Source organism: Paenibacillus sp. FSL R7-0128 (assembly GCF_038002245.1).
Lineage (GTDB): Bacteria > Bacillota > Bacilli > Paenibacillales > Paenibacillaceae > Paenibacillus_AQ > Paenibacillus_AQ silagei.
The window spans coordinates 6,802,776-6,824,937 of sequence record NZ_JBBOCD010000001.1 but is presented as its reverse complement, the minus strand read 5'-3'; the positions used below and the strand labels follow the sequence as shown (position 1 = coordinate 6,824,937).

At 49.2% G+C, this 22,162-nt stretch carries 21 protein-coding genes; 20 read left to right on the top strand and 1 reads right to left on the bottom strand.

The annotated features are described in order from the left end of the window. The first annotated feature begins 287 nt into the window (after positions 1-287). The 8 genes from ppc (at position 288) to NST26_RS28835 (ending at position 12,440) form a co-directional block, all read left to right on the top strand. On the top strand, positions 288-3,080 hold the full coding sequence (gene ppc / locus NST26_RS28870; protein ID WP_340957871.1) for a phosphoenolpyruvate carboxylase: 2,793 nt from the start codon (positions 288-290) through the stop codon (positions 3,078-3,080). Positions 3,081-3,939: 859 nt separating this feature from the next. Continuing rightward, positions 3,940-4,506 (top strand): RNA polymerase sigma factor SigW, encoded by a 567-nt coding sequence (sigW, locus tag NST26_RS28865; RefSeq protein ID WP_036696241.1) that lies wholly within the window; start codon positions 3,940-3,942, stop codon positions 4,504-4,506. Between the two features lie 99 nt (positions 4,507-4,605). Beyond that, on the top strand, positions 4,606-5,220 hold the full coding sequence (locus tag NST26_RS28860; RefSeq protein WP_036724508.1) for an anti-sigma factor family protein: 615 nt from the start codon (positions 4,606-4,608) through the stop codon (positions 5,218-5,220). Positions 5,221-5,431: 211 nt separating this feature from the next. Then, complete coding sequence (gene cdaA, locus NST26_RS28855) at positions 5,432-6,265, top strand: diadenylate cyclase CdaA (protein ID WP_036724507.1); 834 nt, start codon at positions 5,432-5,434, stop codon at positions 6,263-6,265. Then, a complete protein-coding gene (locus NST26_RS28850; RefSeq protein WP_340980448.1) occupies positions 6,258-7,712 on the top strand; it encodes a CdaR family protein in 1,455 nt (484 codons plus the stop codon). Before cdaA ends, NST26_RS28850 begins: the two co-directional genes overlap by 8 nt. 112 nt (positions 7,713-7,824) lie before the next feature. Next, positions 7,825-9,165 carry a phosphoglucosamine mutase gene (gene glmM / locus NST26_RS28845; RefSeq protein ID WP_036724506.1) on the top strand — a complete coding sequence of 447 codons (1,341 nt, stop codon included), beginning with the start codon at positions 7,825-7,827 and terminating at the stop codon, positions 9,163-9,165. Between the two features lie 658 nt (positions 9,166-9,823). Further along, positions 9,824-11,656, top strand: a complete 1,833-nt coding sequence (glmS, locus tag NST26_RS28840; RefSeq protein ID WP_340980447.1) for a glutamine--fructose-6-phosphate transaminase (isomerizing) — start codon at positions 9,824-9,826, stop codon at positions 11,654-11,656. A gap of 274 nt (positions 11,657-11,930) precedes the next feature. Then, positions 11,931-12,440: an AAA family ATPase gene (locus tag NST26_RS28835; protein WP_340980446.1), complete on the top strand. Its 510-nt coding sequence runs from the start codon at positions 11,931-11,933 to the stop codon at positions 12,438-12,440. On the opposite strand, the gene NST26_RS28830 is transcribed toward NST26_RS28835, so the two are convergent. Beyond that, complete coding sequence (locus NST26_RS28830) at positions 12,433-13,341, bottom strand: AraC family transcriptional regulator (protein WP_340980445.1); 909 nt, start codon at positions 13,339-13,341, stop codon at positions 12,433-12,435. The genes NST26_RS28835 and NST26_RS28830 overlap by 8 nt on opposite strands. A 181-nt stretch (positions 13,342-13,522) precedes the next feature. Here NST26_RS28830 and NST26_RS28825 point away from each other — a divergent pair, with 181 nt between their 5' ends. The 12 genes from NST26_RS28825 (at position 13,523) to licT (ending at position 21,998) form a co-directional block, all read left to right on the top strand. Further along, positions 13,523-14,260: an SDR family oxidoreductase gene (locus NST26_RS28825; RefSeq protein ID WP_340980444.1), complete on the top strand. Its 738-nt coding sequence runs from the start codon at positions 13,523-13,525 to the stop codon at positions 14,258-14,260. 81 nt (positions 14,261-14,341) lie between these two features. Beyond that, positions 14,342-14,554: a hypothetical protein gene (locus tag NST26_RS28820; protein WP_340980443.1), complete on the top strand. Its 213-nt coding sequence runs from the start codon at positions 14,342-14,344 to the stop codon at positions 14,552-14,554. Between the two features lie 104 nt (positions 14,555-14,658). After that, positions 14,659-14,967 (top strand): hypothetical protein, encoded by a 309-nt coding sequence (locus NST26_RS28815; protein WP_340980442.1) that lies wholly within the window; start codon positions 14,659-14,661, stop codon positions 14,965-14,967. Further along, the gene (locus tag NST26_RS28810) at positions 14,960-15,496 is read left to right on the top strand and encodes a chloramphenicol phosphotransferase CPT family protein (protein ID WP_340980441.1); all 537 of its coding nucleotides are present in this window, start codon (positions 14,960-14,962) and stop codon (positions 15,494-15,496) included. Before NST26_RS28815 ends, NST26_RS28810 begins: the two co-directional genes overlap by 8 nt. 124 nt (positions 15,497-15,620) lie before the next feature. After that, on the top strand, positions 15,621-16,022 hold the full coding sequence (tnpA, locus tag NST26_RS28805; protein ID WP_340980878.1) for an IS200/IS605 family transposase: 402 nt from the start codon (positions 15,621-15,623) through the stop codon (positions 16,020-16,022). A 6-nt stretch (positions 16,023-16,028) separates the two neighbouring features. Further along, a complete protein-coding gene (gene tnpB, locus NST26_RS28800) occupies positions 16,029-17,102 on the top strand; it encodes an IS200/IS605 family element RNA-guided endonuclease TnpB (protein WP_340980440.1) in 1,074 nt (357 codons plus the stop codon). A 332-nt stretch (positions 17,103-17,434) separates the two neighbouring features. After that, positions 17,435-18,361, top strand: a complete 927-nt coding sequence (locus NST26_RS28795; protein WP_340980438.1) for a DUF2268 domain-containing protein — start codon at positions 17,435-17,437, stop codon at positions 18,359-18,361. Further along, entirely contained in the window at positions 18,336-19,079 is a 744-nt protein-coding gene (locus NST26_RS28790; protein ID WP_340980437.1) for a MerR family transcriptional regulator, read from the top strand. Before NST26_RS28795 ends, NST26_RS28790 begins: the two co-directional genes overlap by 26 nt. 75 nt (positions 19,080-19,154) lie before the next feature. Beyond that, positions 19,155-19,523, top strand: coding sequence for a VOC family protein (locus NST26_RS28785; RefSeq protein ID WP_340980436.1), 369 nt, complete (start codon positions 19,155-19,157; stop codon positions 19,521-19,523). Positions 19,524-19,695: 172 nt separating this feature from the next. Further along, positions 19,696-20,571 (top strand): stalk domain-containing protein, encoded by an 876-nt coding sequence (locus NST26_RS28780; RefSeq protein ID WP_340980435.1) that lies wholly within the window; start codon positions 19,696-19,698, stop codon positions 20,569-20,571. Positions 20,572-20,614: 43 nt separating this feature from the next. Next, positions 20,615-21,013 carry a GNAT family N-acetyltransferase gene (locus NST26_RS28775; protein ID WP_340980434.1) on the top strand — a complete coding sequence of 133 codons (399 nt, stop codon included), beginning with the start codon at positions 20,615-20,617 and terminating at the stop codon, positions 21,011-21,013. 127 nt (positions 21,014-21,140) lie between these two features. Beyond that, the gene (licT, locus tag NST26_RS28770) at positions 21,141-21,998 is read left to right on the top strand and encodes a BglG family transcription antiterminator LicT (protein WP_340980433.1); all 858 of its coding nucleotides are present in this window, start codon (positions 21,141-21,143) and stop codon (positions 21,996-21,998) included. Positions 21,999-22,162 lie beyond the last annotated feature (164 nt).

Here is a 22,162-nt window from a genome sequence, read left to right as displayed (position 1 = left end):
GATCAACGGCCGGCTCTGCGGAGCTGGCTGTTTTTGTCGTTTTACGTCATATAACTTCACATGAACACTGCATAAAGTACATATCAAAGAGAGAATATACCAGGAAGAAATACATAATTTTTTGGGACTGCATAAATGGCCGGTTTGGTGTATAATCGAAATCACTGCACTGCTTTACCGCGCAATAAAGTTGAAGATTTCCGGGCGGTTTTATTGTATGATATGAGGAAGCTTTTCAAATAGACAATGTTAAGAGCATTGATCCGGAAGAGGATGGGGGGAGCAGCATGACCGAACTTACGACTACCGTTAGCAAAAGCAACTCCAACAATCTGCTGCGGCGGGACGTACGGTTCCTGGGGAACATACTGGGCGAAGTCTTGGTACACCAAGGCGGCAACGAACTGCTGGATATTGTGGAGAAAATCCGGGAGACCAGCAAATCGCTGCGCTCATTGTTTTTGCCTGAACTGCACAACGAATTTAAAGAGCTGATTAGCTCACTGGACCCGGAGAATCGCCATCAGGTGATCCGTGCCTTTGCGATTTATTTCCAGCTGGTGAATATCGCCGAGCAGAACCACCGGATTCGCCGTAAACGCGACTACGAACGTTCTGCCGGGGAGACTGTACAGCCGGGGTCGATTGAGAGCGCGGTTCAGGAGCTTCGCGAACGGGATTTCTCCCACGAAGAGGTTCTTGAGATTATGAGCGGCATGTCACTCGAGCTGGTTATGACCGCTCACCCTACTGAAGCTATGCGCCGTGCGATTCTCGATATCCACAAACGGATCTCCGACGACGTCATGGGCTTGGATAATCCGACGCTAACGTTCCGCGAACGGGAACAGCTCCGGGAGAAGCTGCTGAATGAGGTTATTACCTTGTGGCAGACCGATGAACTGCGTGACCGTAAGCCAACGGTGCTGGATGAAGTGCGTAACGGGATGTATTACTTCCATGAGACGATTTTTGAAGTGCTGCCGGATGTATATCAGGAGCTTGAGCGCTGTCTGAGCAAATATTATCCGGGCCAGAACTGGCACGTACCGACCTATCTGCGTTTCGGTTCATGGATCGGGGGAGACCGCGACGGCAACCCTTCCGTGAAGGCATCCGTTACCTTGCAGACCCTCCGTCTGCAGCGCAAGCTGGCTATTCGTGAATACCAGCGTATTATGCGCGAGCTGATGCAGTACCTGAGCTTTAGTACAAGCATTGTGAATGTGACGCCGGAACTGCTGGAATCGATTGAGGCAGACCGGAATATTATCAATCTTAACCGGGTCGATGCCTGGCGTAATGATAACGAGCCTTACCGGATTAAGCTCAGCTATATGATCTCCAAGACACAGAATGTGCTGGACGATGAGAAAAAAGGAACACCAGAGCGCTACGCAACCCCGGCGCAATTCATCGACGACCTGAACGTGATTGACCGCAGCCTGCGGCATCACTACGCCGATTATGTAGCAGATACCTACATTAAGAAGCTGATTCGTCAGGTGGAGCTCTTCGGCTTCCACACCTCTACGCTGGATGTCCGCCAGCACAGCCAGGAGCATGAGAATGCAATGACAGAGGTTCTGGCCAAGATGAATGTTACACCGGATTACTCCAAGCTGTCGGAGCAAGAGAAGATTGTGCTGCTGGAGAAGCTGCTGAATGATCCGCGTCCGCTGACTTCCCCTTACCAGTCGTATAGTGAAGGGACAGAGGAATGCCTGGCGGTATACCGTGCGATCTATGAGGCGCAGGAGGAATACGGCAAGCAGTGTATCACAAGCTATCTGATCAGTATGGCGGAGGCGGCAAGCGATATTCTGGAGGTTATGGTCTTCTCCAAGGAAGTCGGCTTGTTCCGCAAAGACAACGACGGTACGGTAGTCTGTACTCTGCAGGCTGTGCCGCTGTTCGAGACGATTGACGACCTGCATGATGCGCCGCAGATTATGCGTACGCTGCTCAACATGCCGATCTACCGCGATGCGGTCCGTGCGATGAATGATCTGCAGGAGATTATGCTGGGATATTCCGACAGTAATAAAGACGGCGGCGTCGTTACCGCGAACTGGGAGCTGCGAGTGGCCCTGAAGCAGATCACAGCGACTGCCGATGAGTTCGGCATTAAGCTGAAATTCTTCCATGGACGGGGCGGCGCCCTGGGACGCGGCGGTATGCCGCTCAACCGGAGCATTCTGGCCCAGCCGGCTTCCACCATCGGCGGCGGGATTAAGATTACCGAGCAGGGTGAGGTTATCTCCTCCCGTTATTCGATGAAAGGCATTGCTTACCGCAGTCTGGAGCAGGCGACATCCGCTCTGATTACGGCCGCTATTCATGCCAGATCGCCGCAAGCGGATCTGTACGAAGCCAAGTGGGATGAGATTATTGCCCGTATCTCTGAAGTCTCGCTGAACAAGTATCAGGATCTGATCTTCCGTGATCCGGATTTCCTGACGTACTTCAAAGAATCAACCCCGCTGCCGGAGGTAGGCGAGTTGAATATCGGCTCACGCCCTTCGAAGCGGAAGAATAGCGAGCGCTTCGAGGACCTGCGTGCGATTCCTTGGGTATTCGCTTGGACGCAGAGCCGTTATCTGCTTCCAGCATGGTATGCCGCCGGAACTGGTCTGCAGAGCTTCTATGAGGGCAAGGAAGAGAATATGAAGATCATGCAGCATATGTATGCGAACTTCTCATTCTTCACGACCCTGATCGATACGCTGCAGATGGCTATTGCGAAGGCGGATCTTGTCATCGCCAAGGAATACGCCGGAATGGGCAAGAACGAGGAAGCACGTGCGCGAATCTTCGGCCAGATTGAGGCTGAGTTCAAGCTGACCTCCGAGCTGATTCTCCAGATCACCGGCCAGCAGGACATTCTGGATAATGTTCCGGTCATTCAGGAATCCATCCGCCTGCGCAATCCGTATGTTGATCCGCTCAGCTACCTCCAGGTTCAGCTCCTCGCCGAGCTTCGCGCCCTGCGTGAGGCTGAGGGGGATGACGCTGAGCTGCTGCGTGAGGTACTGCTCACGATCAATGGTATTGCTGCCGGTCTTCGGAATACCGGCTGATGGTTTGTGAGTACCCGCTCTGACGATCTTGATCTAAAAAGTCGGCGAAGCCGCTTTAGGATTTTGGATCTCAAAGTCGGCGAAGCCGCTTTAAGGTTTTGGATCTCAAAGTCGGCGAAGCCACTTTAAGGTTTTGATTTTCCGATCTTAGGCCCTGGTCTTTCGGTCTTGAATCTTTGAAGCCTGCCCTAAGCCGCTTCAGAATTCCCCGCCCGCTTCCTAACCGGAGGTGGGCTTTTTTTATAGGAATTGGCGGTCACGAAGGCACATATGAGCCAATGTATGTGAAAAACCGAATAGAAATAGAATGAGGATAAAGCAGGTGGATGCAAAACAGTGGGGTGCTGCCCTAAGAGGGGCATAAGGCAACGTCATGCTCTATGTGTTAGGAGGATTTTGTTGTAAAGGAAGGGAGGCCGGGAGTCGCAGACCCGGCCGAGCCCATGCCCCACCCCATTGTTGCCTGAGATATACCTGGGCAACAAGAAAAGCAGTGGGGGGAACCAGGCTGATGGAGGGGGCGGAGCGGAAATTTGGAACTGTAGGAGCGATAGCGTTCGCCTTTATTGGCAGATTTCAACCGCAGCGTGCGGTTCCAATCAAGAAATCTGCCAATAACAGCGACCGGAAGTCCAAATGTTCTGCGCAGCCCCCGACTAATCAGCCGCCAGGGGGGCCAGGGGGTTCCTCCAGCGATCAGCCGCCAGCAACCCGGCAGCAAGCTTTTCCAGCACATTATATAGAAGGTAACAATACAAACCTTGATTTTTGCAAGCACATGATTTACGATTTAAATGCTTGTACCGTGGTCTTCGAAGAGCTGAAAGTCCAAGGGCGGCAAGTCTGGGGGAGTTAACAGGTGGAGAATCTGGAAGGCAGACTGACAAAGCTCGCCCTGAAGGGTGACCAAAGGGCATTTGCCGAGCTTGTGGAACTATATAAAGACAAAATTTATCATTTGGCTTACCGTATGCTGAATAACCGCCATGAGGCGGAGGATGTTGTTCAGGAGACTTTTTTGCGCGTCTACAGAAATTTGGACAGGTATGATGATAAGCAGAAGTTCTCGACATGGATCTACCGGATTGGCACGAACCTCTGCATTGACCGGCTGCGTAAGCGTCGCCCGACCTATTCCCTGGATGCCGAGATGAACGACCAGGAGGGGATTGACGGGTATTCGATGATTCCGAGCGATAATGTGACCCCGGAGACGGAGCTGCTGCTCTCGGAGACACAGAGACTCATCTATGAAGCCATCGACAGCCTGCCCGTGAAGTACAGGTCGGTTATGATTCTGCGCTATCTGCAGGATTTGTCGCTTCAGGAGATCGGCGATGTGCTGGATATGCCTGTAACGACGATCAAGACCCGGGTGCATCGTGGCCGTGAGTTTTTACGTAAGAAGTTAGGACCCAAATTGTAAAAATAGATTATTTTTTATGAAACTCCTGCATTGCAGGGACGTATGTAAGTTAAGCAAGTCTTATGCACTAAATTAGCACGTATGAAAGGATTGGCTCCTATGGAATGCAAACTGGCCGTCTCTATGATGCACGACTACCTGGATGACGACTTGCCCGACCTGCAGCAGAGGGAATTGAAGGAGCATCTTTTATCCTGTACGGAGTGCCGTGCGAGGTTCAAAGAACTGGAACAGACCGATATGCTGATGTTTTCCCTGATGCACCAGACACCTGTGGCCTCGGAGGATTTGGTTGGCCGGATTATGGATTCATTACCGAAACCCAAGAAGGAAAGAGCCTTCATCACCTGGATCAAGCGGCATCCGGCCCTGACGGCGGCGTCTATGTTCATTCTTGTGATGCTGATGAGCTCTGTAACTTTTTGGAATCAGGATCGGCAGCTTGTGGTTAGAGGGGCAGACCTCGACCAGGTTGTGATCAAGGGGAATACGGTGATTGTACCCTCCGGCAAAATTATCTCCGGCGATCTGACGGTGGAGAACGGTAAGACTCAAGTCTACGGGGAAGTCAACGGAAACGTAACGGTCATCGACGGCTCGCTGTATCAGGCTTCAACCGCCCATATCTCCGGGCAAGTCAAAAGTATAGACCAAGCCGTAAGCTGGATCTGGTATAAAGTGACGAACATGTTCTCTGAAGTTGCCTACCGATAGCTAAATGTTGGTCGCTTGTAGCAGATAACTCATTTGCGCCTCTTTTTCCGGAAAGATGGCGCTTTTTTGTTGCCTGAAATGACAGGTTCATCAATTTACCAGCCGCCAAACTTGCAACCGGAGGCGTAACGTTATAACCTAGAATAAGATTCAAGCTTAACAGACAATTTACATAAACCCAGTTAATTTGAAATCACGGGGGTTTTCGGCCATGAGCTACTTTACCGACCTTACATGGAAAGAATCCATTAAAGATATAATTGATATTCTAATTGTCAGCTACATTATCTATAAAGTGCTCAATATGGTGCGCGGGACGCGGGCGGTTCAACTGCTGAAGGGGATTATGGTCCTGGTCGTCATCTGGGGCGGCAGTACTCTACTGGATCTGTATACCCTGAGGTGGCTGATGAACCAGGTGTTTACTTTTGGGATACTCGCGATTTTTATTATTTTTCAGCCGGAGCTGCGGCGGGGGCTGGAACAGCTCGGCCGGGGCAAGTTCTTCGGGCGGAATGCGGAGAATGATGAGGAGATCAGTAAATTAATCGGTGAAGTGATTAAAGCCGTGAATTATCTGGCTGTCCGCAAAATCGGGGCATTGATCGTATTCGAACGGGCCACGGGGCTTAATGAATATACGGAATCCGGGATCGCCATGCGCTCTGAGGTCAGCTCCGAGCTGCTGATTAATATCTTCATCCCCAATACGCCGCTGCATGACGGAGCGCTGATTATGCAGGGAGGCCAGATCGCTGCGGCAGCCTGTTACCTGCCGCTCTCGGAGAATCCGTTCATCAGCAAGGAGCTGGGAACCCGGCACCGGGCCGCAATCGGTATCAGTGAGGTGGCAGACTCGGTGTCTGTGGTCGTCTCTGAGGAGACCGGCCTGATCTCGCTGGCCATCAATGGACAAATTGTCCGGGATATCAAGGAAGAGTCCCTGATCTCGAAGCTGCACCAAGAGCTGAGCGCAACCAGCTCGCCCCTGATGGAGAAGAGCTCCGCTTTCTGGAAACGGAGGGGGAATAAAGACAATGGATAAATGGATGAAGAACAATAACTTCAACAAGATCCTTGCCCTGGCTCTGGGGATTATTCTGTGGACTATTGTGCATGTGGATACAGCGCCAACGTACCAGACTACGGTTAATAACGAATCGAAGACGATTGAGAATGTCAAAGTGGAGATTGAGGGCTTCGACAGTGAGAATTATGTACTGACCAAGGATGTGGACAGCGTCAGGATGGAGGTAATGGGCAAAAAGTCCGATCTGACCTATAAATTCTCCGATGCTTATCGGGTATGGCTGGATCTGAAGGATGTGAAGCCCGGTGATAACACGCTTCCGCTGATGTATTCGACTCCGAGTGGTGTAACCCTGGAAGCTATGGTCCCGAATCAGGTGAATGTGCATATCGAGCCGCGGACGACGAAGTCTTTTCCCGTCTCGCTGAATATTACGGGAGAGCCGGCAGCAGGCTATGAAGTAGGCAGTCCTGTGATTGACCCGGTATCCGTGGAGGTTACTCTTCCGGCAAGTGATCTTGGACGGGTAGCGAAGGTGCAGGGGAAGGTGGAACTGGAGGGGCAGAATGAGACTTTTAGTGAGAAGAGGCTGAAGCTCTTTGCTCTGGACAGTAAGGGGAATGAGCTGGAGGATGCGGTCATTGAACCCTCTACAGTAGCGGTAGAAGTGCCTGTTACCCTCCCATCCAAAACCTTGCCGCTAGACATCAGCTTCACCGGAAGTCTGCCCGGTTCACTAGTGCTGTCCAGGGTAACGCCTGAACAGGATATGGTAACGGTGTACGGCAGTGCAGAGACCCTTAAGACCTTATCCTCGTATGAGGCTGTCCTGGATTTGAGCGCTATCAAGAATGCGGGTACTGAGCAGATGAAGCTGGAGCTTAAGCCGCCGGAGGGCACAGGCAGGATTGAACCTGCGGCAATGACCGTAGCGGTCTCTGCGGCGGAGATTACCCAGCGGACCCTCTCTGCTATCCCCATTAAGCTGGAGGGCGTCAGCAGCGGGCTGACAGCCCGTGTCATAGACCCTGGAAGCGCCACTATGGATCTGACCCTATCAGGTGCGCCAACACTGCTGGACCAGCTCGACCAGGATAGCATCAGTGTGGTTGCAGATGTCGTGGGGCTTACGGCCGGTGTTTACGATATTACGCTGCAGGTGTCGCTCCCCCGGTTCATTACCCTGGAGAATGCCGCCTCGCAGCTTGTTGCGAAGGTGGAGCTGGTAGCGCCTGCTGCTCCGGCCGCGACTGCCGTGCCGGACAGTAGCCCTATCCCGACGCCTACGCCGGAGCCCAGTGCTGAGCCTGCATCCGGGGACGAGACGCTCGTAGAGCCAACCCCGGAGCACACCACCGAGATTATAGAGGAGACCCCGACGCCGACACATATTCCGCCGGAGACTGCTGAACCAACGCCGCCCGCAAGCGGCAATAATGCCGACAGTACGGGCGGAACGTAACCTTCCGGGCATGTAAAAGTCTATTTATATGCACCTGACATACACGAATTATCGAATCATTCATACTATAATTTATTAAGCTGAAGCAGCGTATTCTAAAGGAGAAAAAAAGATGGGTAAGTATTTCGGAACAGATGGCGTACGCGGGGTGGCTAACCGTGAATTAACAGCAGAAATGGCCTACAGTATTGGACGCTGCGGGGGATATGTGCTGGCAGGAAATGTGGAAAAGCCTAAAGTGGTCATCGGCATGGATACACGGATCTCGGGTCCAATGCTGGAATCTTCACTCATTGCGGGTTTGTTGTCCATTGGGGCAGATGTGATCCGTCTGGGTGTAGTCTCTACACCTGCTGTTGCTTATATCACAAGATTGCTCCAGGCGGATGCCGGAGTGATGATCTCTGCTTCACATAATCCCGTGGAGGATAACGGAATCAAGTTCTTTGGCGGAGACGGCTTCAAGCTGACAGACGAAACGGAGCTGCGCATCGAGGAGCTGATGGATGCCGAGCACGATGAGCTGCCGCGTCCGGTAGGATCGGGTCTGGGCACGCTGCGGGTCGATGATCAAGCGAAATATCTCTACCTGGAGTATCTGAAGACCACCATCGACCAGAGCTTCAAGGGCACGAAGGTGGTGCTCGACTGCGCACACGGTGCAGCCTATGAGCTGGCACCGCGATTATTCAAGGAACTGGGCGCAGAAGTAATTGCCATTGGGGCAGAGCCGGACGGGCTTAATATCAATGACGGCTTCGGCTCCACACACCCGGAGACTCTGCGTGCAGAGGTGCTGCGCCATGGTGCGGATCTTGGGCTTGCTTTTGACGGGGATGCGGACCGCCTGATCGCTATCGATGAGAACGGCGACGAGGTGGACGGCGACTTCATTCTCTGCATTTGCGGGGATGCGATGAACCGTGCAGGGAAGCTGAAGGATGGCACCATTGTATCTACAGTAATGAGCAACATCGGTTTCTACAAGGCAACAGAGAAACTGTCATTGAATACAGCGAAGACTGCTGTCGGCGACCGTTACGTGATGGAAGAGATGCGCCGCGGCGGCTATAATCTGGGCGGGGAGCAATCCGGCCATGTGATTTTCCTGGATTATAATACTACAGGTGACGGAATTCTGACTGCGATTCAACTGGTGAATACCATGAAGTCTTCCGGCAAAAAGCTAAGCACACTGAAGTCCATGATGACTAAATATCCGCAGGTGCTGGTCAATGTGCGCGTGCAGGACAAAACCAATTATCCGAACAATCCGGCCATTGAGGCCGCGATCATAGAAGTGGAAAGCAAGCTGGGCGACAACGGGCGTGTCTTGGTGCGTCCTTCGGGAACCGAGCCGCTGATCCGTGTAATGGCCGAAGGGCCGGATAAGGCGGAGCTGGATCTTTTTGTAGGGCAGATTGTTGAAGTGGTTCAGCGCGAGCTGGTGTAATCACTCACTGAAGTAGCAGGAACGGGTAGCCGGTGGATGGATCAATCCGATTCATTCACCGGCTGAATGATTAATGTGGTCATGGCTGTTTGGAAAAAGTGTGAAATGGATGAAAAAGGTTTTCTTCGCCACATCGTTGCAAAAACGGGTTGAGGTGCATATAATAGACTAAGTGTCATTCCAGAAGGAAAGCGGGGATTGTAAGGTTATTGCAACACAAGCGCCAGAGCTTGATCTTGCGCGGGAGAGAAGGGAGGACCGGTGGCTGCGTAAGCAGTACAGGACGGTCTGAACGGATCACGGCAGATGTAAGCTGACGAGGTGGAGGTGTTCGAAATGTTCGGCGGGGACCTCCCGGTGATGCACCAGAGCCGTAAATGGAAGCGGAAAATGCGAGGGCGACCTTGCACACAACGCTTTTGTGGGTGCTAACTTAAAGATGTACAAATCATGGGTATGCGCATTTGCAGGAACGCAAACGGTTCTGCCACGGCAGAGGAGAAGACTGTGCATAATCGTGACTAACGATGTAATTGACAGGTTATCATGTTGGGTGTAATGGACAACATCATATTTGCTTTTCTTCAAAACATGCCGCACGGCACGTTTCTTTCCTCATGCGCGCCTAATTACGATAAATTGGACGGAGGAAATTATAATGTGTGGTATTGTAGGATATATTGGTAATCAGAATTCGCAGGGGATCTTGGTAGAGGGTCTGAAGAAGCTGGAGTATCGCGGGTACGATTCCGCAGGGATTGCCGTATTCACGAAGGATGGTCTGCAGGTGGTAAAAGCACAGGGACGTATGGCGAACCTGGAATCCCGTCTGGATGCGACTCCACTGACAGGAAGTGCCGGCATCGGCCACACCCGCTGGGCAACACACGGCAAGCCGTCCGATGAGAACTCCCATCCTCACACTGACAACAGCCACAAATTCTCGGTAGTACACAACGGGATTGTCGAGAATTACCTGGATCTCAAGGAAGAACTGATTGCCGGAGGATGCCACTTCACCTCGGAGACAGATACAGAAGTCATCTCCCACCTGATTGCCCGTGAATACAAGGGAGATATCGTTAAGGCTGTACAGCAGGCGATTTCTTACATGCGCGGAGCGTTTGCCCTGGGTGTACTGACTGAATATGAACCGGATAAGCTGGTAGCTGTGCGTCAAGCCAGCCCGCTGATCATAGGTCTTGGAGAAGGCGAGAACTTTATCGGGTCCGATATTCCTGCACTGCTGGAATACACCCGTAACGTATATATTCTGAACGACGGCGAAATGGCTGTATTGACACGGGATGCTGTCGAACTGATGACGATTGAAGGCAATTTTATTTCTCGGGAAATGATTACTGTCGATTGGGATGCCGTTACCGCAGAAAAGGGCGGTTATGAGCACTTCATGCTGAAAGAAATCCACGAGCAGCCTAAGGCATACCGCGATACCATGCGCGGACGGATGAATGCGGAAGGCAACAAAGTCATTCTGCCTGAGCTTAACCTGACAGAAGAACAAATCAAGAACATCCGCAATATCCAGGTGGTAGCTTGCGGTACTGCATATAATGCCGGTCTGGTTGGACGTAACCTGATTGAGTCCCTGGTACGCATTCCTGTAGAGAATGATATTGCTTCTGAATACCGTTACCGTTCGCCAATCGTAACTCCGGAGACACTGGTTATTGTAGTGAGCCAATCGGGTGAAACTGCTGATACACTGGCTGCTCTTCGTGAAGGTCAAGCAAACGGAGCCCATGTGCTGGCGATCACCAACGTAGTGGGCAGCTCTATTGCCCGGGAAGCAGACAGTGTTCTGGTTACGCTGGCTGGTCCAGAGATCGCTGTAGCCTCGACCAAGGCCTACACTTCCCAGTTGATCGCATTCACTTTGCTGGGTCTGTATCTGGCTGAAGTACGCGGCACACAGTCTGATGCTGAGGTTACCAAGATTCTGGCCGCTATGCAGTCTCTACCGGAGCAAGTTGAAGTCATTCTGGGTCAAAAAGACGCGATCAAAGCCTACGCTGAGCAAATCGCTGAGCACAAGCACCTGTTCTTCATCGGCCGCGGCGTAGATTACGCAGTAGCTCAAGAAGGCTCGCTCAAACTCAAGGAAATCTCCTACATTCACTCGGAAGCCTATGCTGCGGGTGAACTGAAGCATGGTACCCTGGCACTGATCGAAGAAGGTGTTCCGGTCATCGCTCTGGCTACCCTGGAATCTGTGCTGGAGAAGACCGTCAGCAACATCAAAGAAGTAAAAGCCCGTGGCGCCCATGTCATGGCCATCACCCACGAAGAGCACAAAGACGACCTGCTCCGCTCCGTTGACCAGGTCTTCGTGATCCCGCAGACCCTGCCGCTGCTTACCGCTGCGCTGTCTGTAGTTACCCTGCAGCTGCTGGCTTACTATGCGTCTCTGGCTCTGGGTCATGATGTGGATAAGCCAAGAAACTTGGCTAAGAGTGTTACTGTGGAGTAGGATTTGGGAAATTGGATATGTTTTTTGATCAAAGTTGATATGAAAATATTCATCGATTAAGTTAATTCATCTTGAGCCGTCCTGAGAAATTAGGACGGCTCATTTTTGATGAAAAGGTACAAAAAAACAAACTTCATCGTTAAATCCGGTAGAGTCTGCTATGATGTGTAAACGATTACATCCTGAGGGGCCTAGGGTAGTTAAGGTATCATCATTTTCAAAGAGACAGTAGGCATAGAACAGTAAACAGGTTGTCATGAAGGAGGGAATCCATATGCTTTATATTTTCGGCGGGTTGCCAGGCACCGGTAAGTCTACATTAGCATCAGCTTTAGCAAGCGAACTTCGGGCACCGTATCTTCGGGTTGATGTTGTAGAACAGGCTATGCGCGTGGCCGGGGGTAAGGTTGATGGACCTGAGGGTTACATCGTTTGTTACGAGATAGCGAGGCAGAATCTCATTTTGGGTCTGGACGTGATCGCGGACACGGTCAATCCCATTCACTATACCCGCCAAGCTTGGCGTAATGTAGCAGAGTCTCTAGGAATTCCGTTTGTCGAAATCGAAGTGGTCTGTTCGGACGAATGTACACACAAGCATCGAATTACCACTCGTACAACGGATATTCCCGGCTTTACCCTCCCCACTTGGAGTGAGGTGAAGAACAGACATTACGAGGCTTGGGACCGTGACCACATCGTGATCGATACAGCGCATCAGACCGTGACGGAAAGCTGGATGTCGTTACGTGAACAGCTAGGTCTGAAGAAGTTAGCTACTTAGATAACCCAAGAATCCCCTGGACATCCGACATCGGAGGTCTCCCGTACTGGCGTGCATATTCGCGGCTGAATTGGGAGGGGCTCTCATAGCCTACGCGGAAGGCGGCATCGGAGGCTTGGAGGGATTCGGTTAGCATGAGGCGGCGGGCTTCCTGCAAACGGATAACCTTCTGGTATTGCAGTGGGCTCATGGCGGTAACGCGTTTGAAATGCTTGTGGAAGGCGGATGTACTCATATTCACAGACTCTGCAAGCTGTTCAACAACAAGGGACTCGGAATATTGCTTAGTGATCACTTGAATGGCTTGAGCAATCCTGTGCGCATGGCTGCCGATGATGGCGAATTGATGCAGGTGTGCGCCTTGGTCGCTCTGAAGAACGCGATAGAGAATTTCGCGGATCACGAGCGGGGCCAGAATGGCAATATCCTGCGGCGCGTCGAGTAATTGAATGAGCCGTACGATGGCTGCAAGTAAGGGCTCAGAGGTTCGGGCAACCGTTATCCCAAGCGATGTTTCACCCGGAACTAGGGTGGAGTCATTCATCTCTTTTACAATGTCCAGGATGGTGCCAGGATCGAAGCTTAGCTTGATGCCCAGAAACGGATGATCAGGCGAAGCTCCGGTTATTCTTCCGTTGATCGGCAGTTCAACCGAAGTGACCAGGTAAGTGGAAGGATCGTAATGATAAGTTTCGCTGGACAGGGTGGCTGCTTTGGCTCCTTGGGCAACGACACAGATCGACGGCTTATAGACAGACTCCAGCGGTTCCGCTGCATCCGTGGCGTGCATCAACTGCAAGGAAGGGATATGCGTCTGGTGGGTGCCTGCCGATGGAGCATGGCGAAGGATCAGGGCAGCCAATTGCTGTAAAAGCGGCTTGGTCCGCAATGAATCTTTCAAGTTAGAAGCCTCCTTTTCCCGTATACGTGGGGTTTGCTGTTAATCATAGCGATTAGAAGAGAAATAGGCAAGAAGTGAACAGGTCTGTTATAACGAAATGCTCTTCGATTGCTTTACAATGAATCTATAAGGCCAACAGGATAATCATCCGGCCAAAACGAGATTAAGGAGAGTGGTCCTAATGAGTCAGAACGGAAAAGTAGCCATCGTTACAGGTGCGTCACGGGGTATTGGAAGACAAATCGCCATTCAACTGGCCGGGTTAGGAATAAAAGTGGCTGTCAATTATTCATCTAACCGGGGAAAAGCGGACGAGGTCGTGCAAACTATTAAGGAATCTGGCGGGGAAGCGATAGCCGTTCAAGGCGATGTAAGCAAGGTGAGTGAGGTCGAAGCCCTGTTCTCGGAGACAATCGGGCAATTCGGGCGCATCGATATTTTGGTGAATAATGCCGGAGTTATGGAATGTGTGCCTATCGCAAACGTAACAGAGGAGATGTTCGACCGTCAATTTGCTGTCAATGTCAAAGGCACTTATTTCGCCTGTCAGCAAGCGATGAAGCATATGGAGCAGGGCGGAACGATTATTAACTTCTCGACCTCTGTATCGGGAGCGATGCTGCCAACCTATAGCGTCTATGCCGCAACCAAAGGGGCAGTCGAGCAGTTAACCCGCCAGTTAGCGAAGGAATTCGGAGCGAAGGATATCGTTGTGAATTGTGTGGCACCCGGGCAAGTATCGACGGAGCTATTCCTGAACGGGAAATCTGAGGAGCTGGTGGATTCCTTCCGCCGGATGAATGCTTTTGGACGGCTTGGCGAACCGGAGGACATTGCGAATGTAATCGAATTGCTCGTCAGTGATAAGTCCCGCTGGATTACAGGGCAGACGATTCGCGTCAACGGCGGGTTTAACTGATCCGGCTGAGAGTTCCTTCCTCTATCGCCTATGGTTTATAATGGGAATGACTTGCAAGAGGGGATAGAGGAGAGGGAACTCATGACGGATTCACACTTCATTAACCGGCTTCCGGACGTGGAGGAGAGCAGATGTATTTTCCAGGCGGCAGCGATGCTGGAGGCCATCCTTATGCCGGAATGGGAATACCGGTATTATTCGTACAATGCCCATTGGGATAAAAATGAACAAATGGCTTCAATGCGGGACGGTGAAGGGAGCACTATTTTGCGCTGTTTCAGCCGGAGGGGCTGATTATCAAAGGATATGACCGCCAGTTTGGCCGGATGTACGGTCCGCAAGATGTGCTGCAAGGCGTGCCTGACGATTTTGAGGGATTCCTTCAAGAACCTGCCTTTATGATGGATACGACCACATTCTGCACATGGAAGCAGGGCGGCCGGGCGTGGTCTGCAGGCAAGGAACTGGAGGCTGAGGCCTACCAGCTGTTGGAGCTTTTAATTGGCAAAGCGGATTATTATTATACTTGGGCCCAGGAATATTACGAGATCTCACTGGACCGTTCGCTGGTGCAGCGAATCTTCGACATGGAGCCGCTGGATGAGGAGATGCTGAAGGGGCTAAACGAAGAATTGGACCTTGCTGATCTGGCAGAGGACATTCAGGAAATCGGTTATCCGGTGAAAGGAAGGCGGCGAAATGAATAAAGGCATGTTGCTTGTTCTAAATGGAACTTCAAGCTCCGGAAAGACCTCCATTTCGGCTGAATTGATAAAGCAGAAAGAGATTCCATTTTATCATGTATCGATTGATGATTTTTTCATGAATTACAATGATTTCATTAATTATAAATTTCCAGACGAGCCTGTACGGGAAATAGACCATCAGGCGGTCTCGCAAATACTGGATGACTCCATAGTCTCCGTGTACTATTCGACGATTAAGCTGTTAGCGGAAATGGGATTCAATGTCATCGTGGATACCGTATTCGACAACGATAAGAGATTTAATGAGTTTTGGGATCATTTTGCTGATCGGACTACTACGCTATTTGTTGGTGTCCTATGCTCCCGGGAAGAGCTTATCCGAAGAGAGCAGGCCAGAGGGGACCGGCAGATTGGACTGGCGGATGCACAGTTCGACATCGTCTATGGCTTTGATGAATATGACCTCGAAGTGAACACAGAAGAGCTGAATCCGGCAGAATGCGCCGAACAGATTTTAACCATCAGTTGACAGAATTCCCCTATCTTCTTTAAGTGGGGGATGAATGGAAACGGTCTAATCTACATGGATTCTAACCGCCTAAGATGCTATAATTAAAGTATTCAGTCGTATCTTGGAAAGGTCAGTGAAGTTAATGAAATTAGACTCAAATAACCATTCAGTGTTCTCCCTTCACTTTCACCTTATTCTAGTCATCAAGTATCGTAGGAAAGTCATTACAGATCCCATATCCGAACGTCTGAAAGAGATATTTGCATCCATTCAGCCTACTTACAATGTGACTTTGCAGGAATGGAATCATGACAGGGATCACGTTCATATCCTAATGAAAACTCATCCTAATACTGACATTTCTAAATTTCTCAACGCTTATAAGAGTGCATCATCTAGGTTGATCAAGAAGGAGTTTCCTACCGTCCGAAAATCACTTTGGAAAGAGGCTTTTTGGTCACGCTCCTATTGCTTGCTTACCACGGGTGAAGCGCCAATAGACGTCATTCAAAAATACATCGAAACCCAAGGGGTGAAAGGGTGATCGCCATTGCTGAAAGCCTACAAATACCGTATCTATCCAAGCCATGGGCAACAACACTACTTCGCTAAAGTGTTCGGATGCGTTCGCTTCATCTACAATAGAATGCTTGCAGATAAAATTGAACATTACAAGCAAACGGAAACGATGCTGAGGAATACACCCGCACAATACAAAAAGGAATTCGACTGGCTGAAAGAAGTCGATAGCCTTGCCTTAGCGAATACACAACTGAATTTAGATAAGGCTTATAAGAATTTTTTTCGGGATAAGAAAACGGGATTTCCTAAATTCAAGAGCAAGAAGACGAATAATCATAGCTTCACAACGAATAACCAAAATGGAACCGTGGCTATAGAGGATGGATATCTCAAGATTCCAAAGCTAAAGACTGGCATTAAAATCAAGCTGCACCGCCCATTCGTGGGGCTGATCAAATCATGCACGATTTCAAAAACACCAACGGGAAAGTATTATGCTTCCGTATTGGTTGAAACGGATATCGTCCAGTTGCCCAAAATGCATACGAAGATTGGCGTTGATCTTGGGCTGAAAGACTTTGCTATGACTTCAAATGGCGAAATCATATCCAATCCTAAATACTTGCGTACGTCTGAAAAGCGATTAGCGAAGCTGCAAAAGGATGTATCGCGGAAGAAGAAGGGAAGCCATAACCGTCATAAGGCTAGGCTGAAAGCTGCCAAGCTACATGAAAAAATAGCGAATCAGCGTAAAGACTTCTTGCATAAAACGTCTGCCAAAATGATAAACGAAAACCAAGTTATCGTGATGGAAGACTTACGTGTAAAGAATATGATGCAGAATCACAAACTTGCAAAAGCGATTAGCGAGGTATCTTGGAGTATGTTCCGTTCGATGCTTGAATATAAGGCTCAATGGTATGGCAGAGAACTTATTATTGCCCCAAAGCACTATGCAAGCAGTCAGCTTTGCTCCTGTTGCGGTTATAAGAACGCAGAGGTGAAGAATCTCGCCTTGCGAGAGTGGACTTGTCCAGAATGTAACGTGCATCATGATCGCGATGTAAACGCTGCTCAAAACCTACTGAAACTAGCAATGTGATATTGCAATGATTGGGCTAGGGACTAGCCTTTGAGCTTGGGTAAACTTGGAGCAGTAGCTTCATTGACCAAGAAGCCGCCACCTCTTAGGTGGATGGTAGTTCACACTACATTAAGTCCAATCAGGAATACTCGGCATTTCAGAAATTGCGTAAAAGAGCCTAATTAACGGCATGAAGAACAGGCTTCTGTAAGTGGATGCTCCCCATATGGCAGGCAGGTGAGATGGTTAAACCTGTTAACTCTATGGGGAGTTTTTGCTATGTGCTTGACTATGACGTTGCGTCATAGTGCATAATTCACTGTAAGAATAGATGACTGGAAGTGACTAAGATGAATATAACAGCATTGCGTTCAGACCACATTTATCAAAAGGTGATTCAAGCCTCGCCGGAAGACAAGCAGGAGCTATTCCGACACGAAATGTTGGCTCCCTTTATGAAACAATGGCAAATTCAACAGATTCCTTTTAGAGCGGAAGAAGCCAAAGGTTTCGACGTGATTTCGTTTAATAGTATGATGAACCGTGCACCTGAGCAGATGACTCCGAATATTTTACCTGAGGTCGAGTGGATCTCTGTGAATTCGTTCTGGTCCGGGTGTGAGCAAGCCGTAACCACGAGCCTCCGTCAATTTATCGAACATGGAATAAGTCTTCCTGTATCTGATTATTTATTCACCATCCAACTGGGAGATCCGGGGAGTCGTGCCTTGATTATCAACGAAGGGTATAGCGGCTTTGGGGGGATTCCCGGGTTTATCTGGATTACGCTCTTGCCCAATCAGCATACCCTTTCCCGGATAAAAGCAGCGCTGGCGCATGAATGCAACCATAATGTCCGCTATCAATACATTCAGTGGGACCATACTGTTGATCTGGGCGAGCTTATTGTAAGTGAAGGATTAGCGGAGAATTATGCCACCTCCCTGTTTGGTGAAGAATTGCTGGGGCCTTGGGTAACTAGAACTGATACGGAAACCCTTAACAGGCGTATTAAGCCCGTGCTCCGCGAGCAGCTTCAACTAACCGGATTTCATCATTTTGCCCCGTATCTTTACGGTGACGAGCTTGCGGAGCTTCAGAACTTTAAGCCGGTCAATATGCCTTACAGTGCTGGTTACGCATGCGGGTATCATCTAATCAAGTATTACTTGAGAAAAACAGGCAAGACAATTTGGGAGGCTACCATAATGCCTGCTGCGCAAATACTGGAAGAAGTAAAGGGATATTGGGATGAAGAAACCATTATTAGCGGTTAAAGAGATCGTTCAGATTACAGGCATTACGGCGCGGTCTCTGCATTTCTACGATAAAATTGGTTTATTTAAACCGGCACAGCTAACGGAAAAAGGATATCGCTTATATGACCGCAGCAGTCTGGAGAAACTGCAAACCATCCTGATCTTGAAGGAAATGGATTTTTCCCTGAAAGAAATTGCGGACATTGTAAAGCTGACCCGGGAAGAACAGAAGCAAGTATTGAAGAAGCACAGACAAACGTTATTAGCAAAAAAACAAAGACTGGTAAATATCATGACAGCTCTGGATGAATATGTTTCAGGGAATGATGTTAGTACTCTGCATATTTTCGACCATTCTCCGATCCTGCCCTTGAAGGAACAGTATGCGAATGAGGCGGAGATTATTTATGGAGAAACAGAGGCGTACCATGCCTATGATGAAGTGATGGCCAAGATGTCGGCAGAGGATCAAGAGAGATACTTCTCCAGTTTTGAGGAAATATTCAAGCGAATTGTGGCTTGTTCCGGTCAGGAACCTTCCTCTGATGAAGTCCAGCAATTGATTGAAGAGTGGAAAATAATTCCAATTCAATTCATGCCGTGTGATGCGGAGTTGCTAGCTTGTATTGCCCATAATTACAAATACGATGCCCGGTTCAACAACTATTTCAATCAATTCAAAGAGGGGGCAGCAGATTTTCTGTATAGTGCAATAATGTATAACATCAGCTACTGACATAACGTTGTCAGGAAGGGTGGTTATAATGAAGACTATATTAACCTACAAACGCGAATATTAGGAGGCTATATTATGTCAGCTATTGGACCCGATTTCATCTCCCTTCAGGTAAGCGATCTTGAAGGCTCTGCTGAATTTTATCAACACTATCTTGGACTCGTCCGTTCACAGGCGGGCCCGCCTCATGCGGTGGTTTTTGACACCAAGCCCATTGCATTTGCACTTCGTGACCTCATGCCGGGAGTCGAACTCAGTACGGGGACTCAGCCTGGACTTGGTGTTGCGCTATGGCTCTATGCCCCGGATACGCAAGACATTCACGATAAACTCGCAGCAGCAGGCGTGAAAATCACATCCGCACCCATCGACGGTCCATTCGGACGTACCTTTACCTTCGCTGATCCGGACGGTTACCTGATAACTCTTCATAGTAAAGGCTGATTCACACCATAAGAAGACAGTGTTTCTGTACTGATTAGCTCCCCATATGGTAGACAGGCGAGATAAGGCCTGATACTTTGTGGGGAGTTTCTGTTTGACCGAATTGTATTTTATAGAGAAATCAGATACGTGAGAGTAATTTGTGGTGAATTATTTAAGAGGAGGAAATATTATGATAAAAAAATGGACAATTGCATTGCTTTCATCAGCATTTCTTATGCTATCTTTAACAACTGGGTCTAGTTATGCGGCTGAGGTACAAACATCTACAACGATTAACAATGGTCAAATAAACAATGGTCGAGTATTAATCCCCCTACGTGCTGTCTCCGAAAATCTTGGCGCAAGTTTGGAATGGTTTCAAACAGATAAAGTTGTTAAAATCAAAAACGGGAATTCGACGATATGGCTTGCGGCAAATTTCAAACGTGTGATTATTGAATCTGCTCCATCGAGTGAAACTCCAGATACACCGTCACGGAAATATGTCGATTTGGATACTGCAACACAAGTCATCAATGGAACAACTTATGTTCCTCTTCGTTTTGTTAGTCAGTCGTTAGGGGCAACGGTAATGTGGAACCAACTGTCTAAACAAGCTGCAGTAACAATGGGCAACAAAGGATTGGTTGTTCATATGGAGACCCCGCCCATTCAAATTCCGGAAAAAAATAAAATTTCTGACGCGCGTTTGAAGCTCCTATCTGATAAATTAAATCAAGCCTCAAAGGTATCCTCCATTAAGAATGTAAATTCAACCTTAAAACCGTACTTCACGGATAGATTCATGAAGTCTATTGTTCAGAACAAAGGATTGGAAACAGCGGGTACTTATGAAGCGCCTGTCACTTTACCCGTTTATACTAGTAAGAATGCTGCTACACTTTCGCAGTCTGTGATAGTGGCAAATGGTCTTACAGGTGAAGACCAATACGCAGAAGATCGGATAGTCTCGCTAGTATTCGCGAAAGGAACGTGGAAGGTGGATAGCGTCACTAAAGGGTCTAGAGTTCTGATTTCGGGATTCGCTGATTATCATCCACAGTGATTTTGCTCAATTTTAAACTGAAGATACGAAAGGAGCCACACCCATGGACCTTAAGGTCATAATCAATCCCCCAATCGAACCCCATGAAGTACCAATGTTAAGAGAACTGGCGGGGTGGGAGGGCAGGCAGGCGGATTACCCGGCGGTATTCGAGCGCTGTAACTTTTGGGCGGGGGTACGGGATGAGAGGAATTTGGAGCTTGTAGCGTTCGGTTATGTTGCCGGAATGGGCTTGCAGCATGGATATATGGAGGACATCCTGGTGCATCCTGAATATCAGAGGAAGGGATTGGGGCAACCTCTGGTAAAGAGGTTGCTTCAGGAAGCGGAGCGTTTCGGACTAGAGATTGTCACCCTGACCTATGATGTCAAGCATACTTCCTTTTATACCGGATGCGGATTCACCCCTAGCGCTGGAGGCGTCTGGAGGAGAGCGATGTAAGCCAAGCCGAGGCAGCAGTGGCAGCCGTCCAGGCCGGAATGGAAGCCCCCACCCCTTGTCTTTTCTAACACCACTGTGTTATCTTAGGATATATTTTCAGGGAGTCATACAGAAGAGGTGAAGCACCATGATTATCCGGCAGATATTCAATAATAACGTGATTCGGGCTGAAGATCAGGTCGGACATGAATACGTTGTCATTGGGAACGGATTAGGCTTTAAAAAGAAGGCGGGGCAGCGGGTCGAAGAGGAACGGATCGAGAAGACCTTCATGCTCAAACCTGAGAAGGTTCCGCGCAAATTGATTGATCTGATTGGGGAGACGTCTGTTGAATATTTCTCGCTGGCCGATGAGATTATCGCTTATGCCAAGGCGGAGATGGGCGACATTTTCAATGACAATATCTATATCACATTAATTGACCATATTCATTTTGCGATTGCCCGCTACCGGAAGTCGATGAATCTGAAGAACGCCTTGTTCTGGCAGATCAAGAAGTTCTATCCCAAGGAATTCGCTATCGGTGTGCAGGCGCTGAGTCTAATCCGCAAGCATTTTGACATCGAGATGGATCAGGATGAGGCGAGCTTCATTGCGATGCACTTCGTCAATGCCCGGCAGGATGGGCAGGAGATGCAGCGGACGGTCGAGGTGACCAAGGCGATGAGCGATATCTTCAGCATTTTGACGGAGGAATACCAGGTTAAGCTTAATGAGAATTCGTTCAATTATTCCCGGTTCCTCACCCATCTTCAGTACTTCCTCCAGCGCATGATCAGCGGGGAACAGGAGCGGTCCGCATTAGGCGACAACTTCTTGTACGATCAGATTAAGGTGAAATTTCCGCAGGCTTTTGCGTGTACGGGCAAGATCAACCGCTACCTGGAGCAGACGTACGGGAATGCCATGTCCATTGACGAGAAGGTCTATCTGACGATTCATATTCAGCGGGTAACCTCAAGAGATATGAACCCGTTGGATTAAAAAGGAAGTCAAAAAGGGCTTGCAAACGATTACTTAATCCGCTATATTGGAGTCACAACTTAAATCTAAGGATTGTTACTGCTACAGCAGGCGATACCTAAACGAGATGTGGATCACACCGGTGTGATCTCACAACTTTCGTTTAGGTTTTTTTTATGCCCATT

Bases quoted from the DNA above. Each gene is read 5' to 3' on its own strand.
- ppc (WP_340957871.1), top strand. From the start codon at position 288: ATGACCGAACTTACGACTACCGTTAGCAAAAGCAACTCCAACAATCTG.
- NST26_RS28860 (WP_036724508.1), top strand. From the start codon at position 4,606: ATGGAATGCAAACTGGCCGTCTCTATGATGCACGACTACCTGGATGAC.
- cdaA (WP_036724507.1), top strand. From the start codon at position 5,432: ATGAGCTACTTTACCGACCTTACATGGAAAGAATCCATTAAAGATATA.
- NST26_RS28850 (WP_340980448.1), top strand. From the start codon at position 6,258: ATGGATAAATGGATGAAGAACAATAACTTCAACAAGATCCTTGCCCTG.
- glmM (WP_036724506.1), top strand. From the start codon at position 7,825: ATGGGTAAGTATTTCGGAACAGATGGCGTACGCGGGGTGGCTAACCGT.
- glmS (WP_340980447.1), top strand. From the start codon at position 9,824: ATGTGTGGTATTGTAGGATATATTGGTAATCAGAATTCGCAGGGGATC.
- NST26_RS28835 (WP_340980446.1), top strand. From the start codon at position 11,931: ATGCTTTATATTTTCGGCGGGTTGCCAGGCACCGGTAAGTCTACATTA.
- NST26_RS28825 (WP_340980444.1), top strand. From the start codon at position 13,523: ATGAGTCAGAACGGAAAAGTAGCCATCGTTACAGGTGCGTCACGGGGT.
- NST26_RS28820 (WP_340980443.1), top strand. From the start codon at position 14,342: ATGACGGATTCACACTTCATTAACCGGCTTCCGGACGTGGAGGAGAGC.
- NST26_RS28815 (WP_340980442.1), top strand. From the start codon at position 14,659: ATGATGGATACGACCACATTCTGCACATGGAAGCAGGGCGGCCGGGCG.
- NST26_RS28810 (WP_340980441.1), top strand. From the start codon at position 14,960: ATGAATAAAGGCATGTTGCTTGTTCTAAATGGAACTTCAAGCTCCGGA.
- tnpA (WP_340980878.1), top strand. From the start codon at position 15,621: ATGAAATTAGACTCAAATAACCATTCAGTGTTCTCCCTTCACTTTCAC.
- NST26_RS28795 (WP_340980438.1), top strand. From the start codon at position 17,435: ATGAATATAACAGCATTGCGTTCAGACCACATTTATCAAAAGGTGATT.
- NST26_RS28790 (WP_340980437.1), top strand. From the start codon at position 18,336: ATGAAGAAACCATTATTAGCGGTTAAAGAGATCGTTCAGATTACAGGC.
- NST26_RS28785 (WP_340980436.1), top strand. From the start codon at position 19,155: ATGTCAGCTATTGGACCCGATTTCATCTCCCTTCAGGTAAGCGATCTT.
- NST26_RS28780 (WP_340980435.1), top strand. From the start codon at position 19,696: ATGATAAAAAAATGGACAATTGCATTGCTTTCATCAGCATTTCTTATG.
- NST26_RS28775 (WP_340980434.1), top strand. From the start codon at position 20,615: ATGGACCTTAAGGTCATAATCAATCCCCCAATCGAACCCCATGAAGTA.
- licT (WP_340980433.1), top strand. From the start codon at position 21,141: ATGATTATCCGGCAGATATTCAATAATAACGTGATTCGGGCTGAAGAT.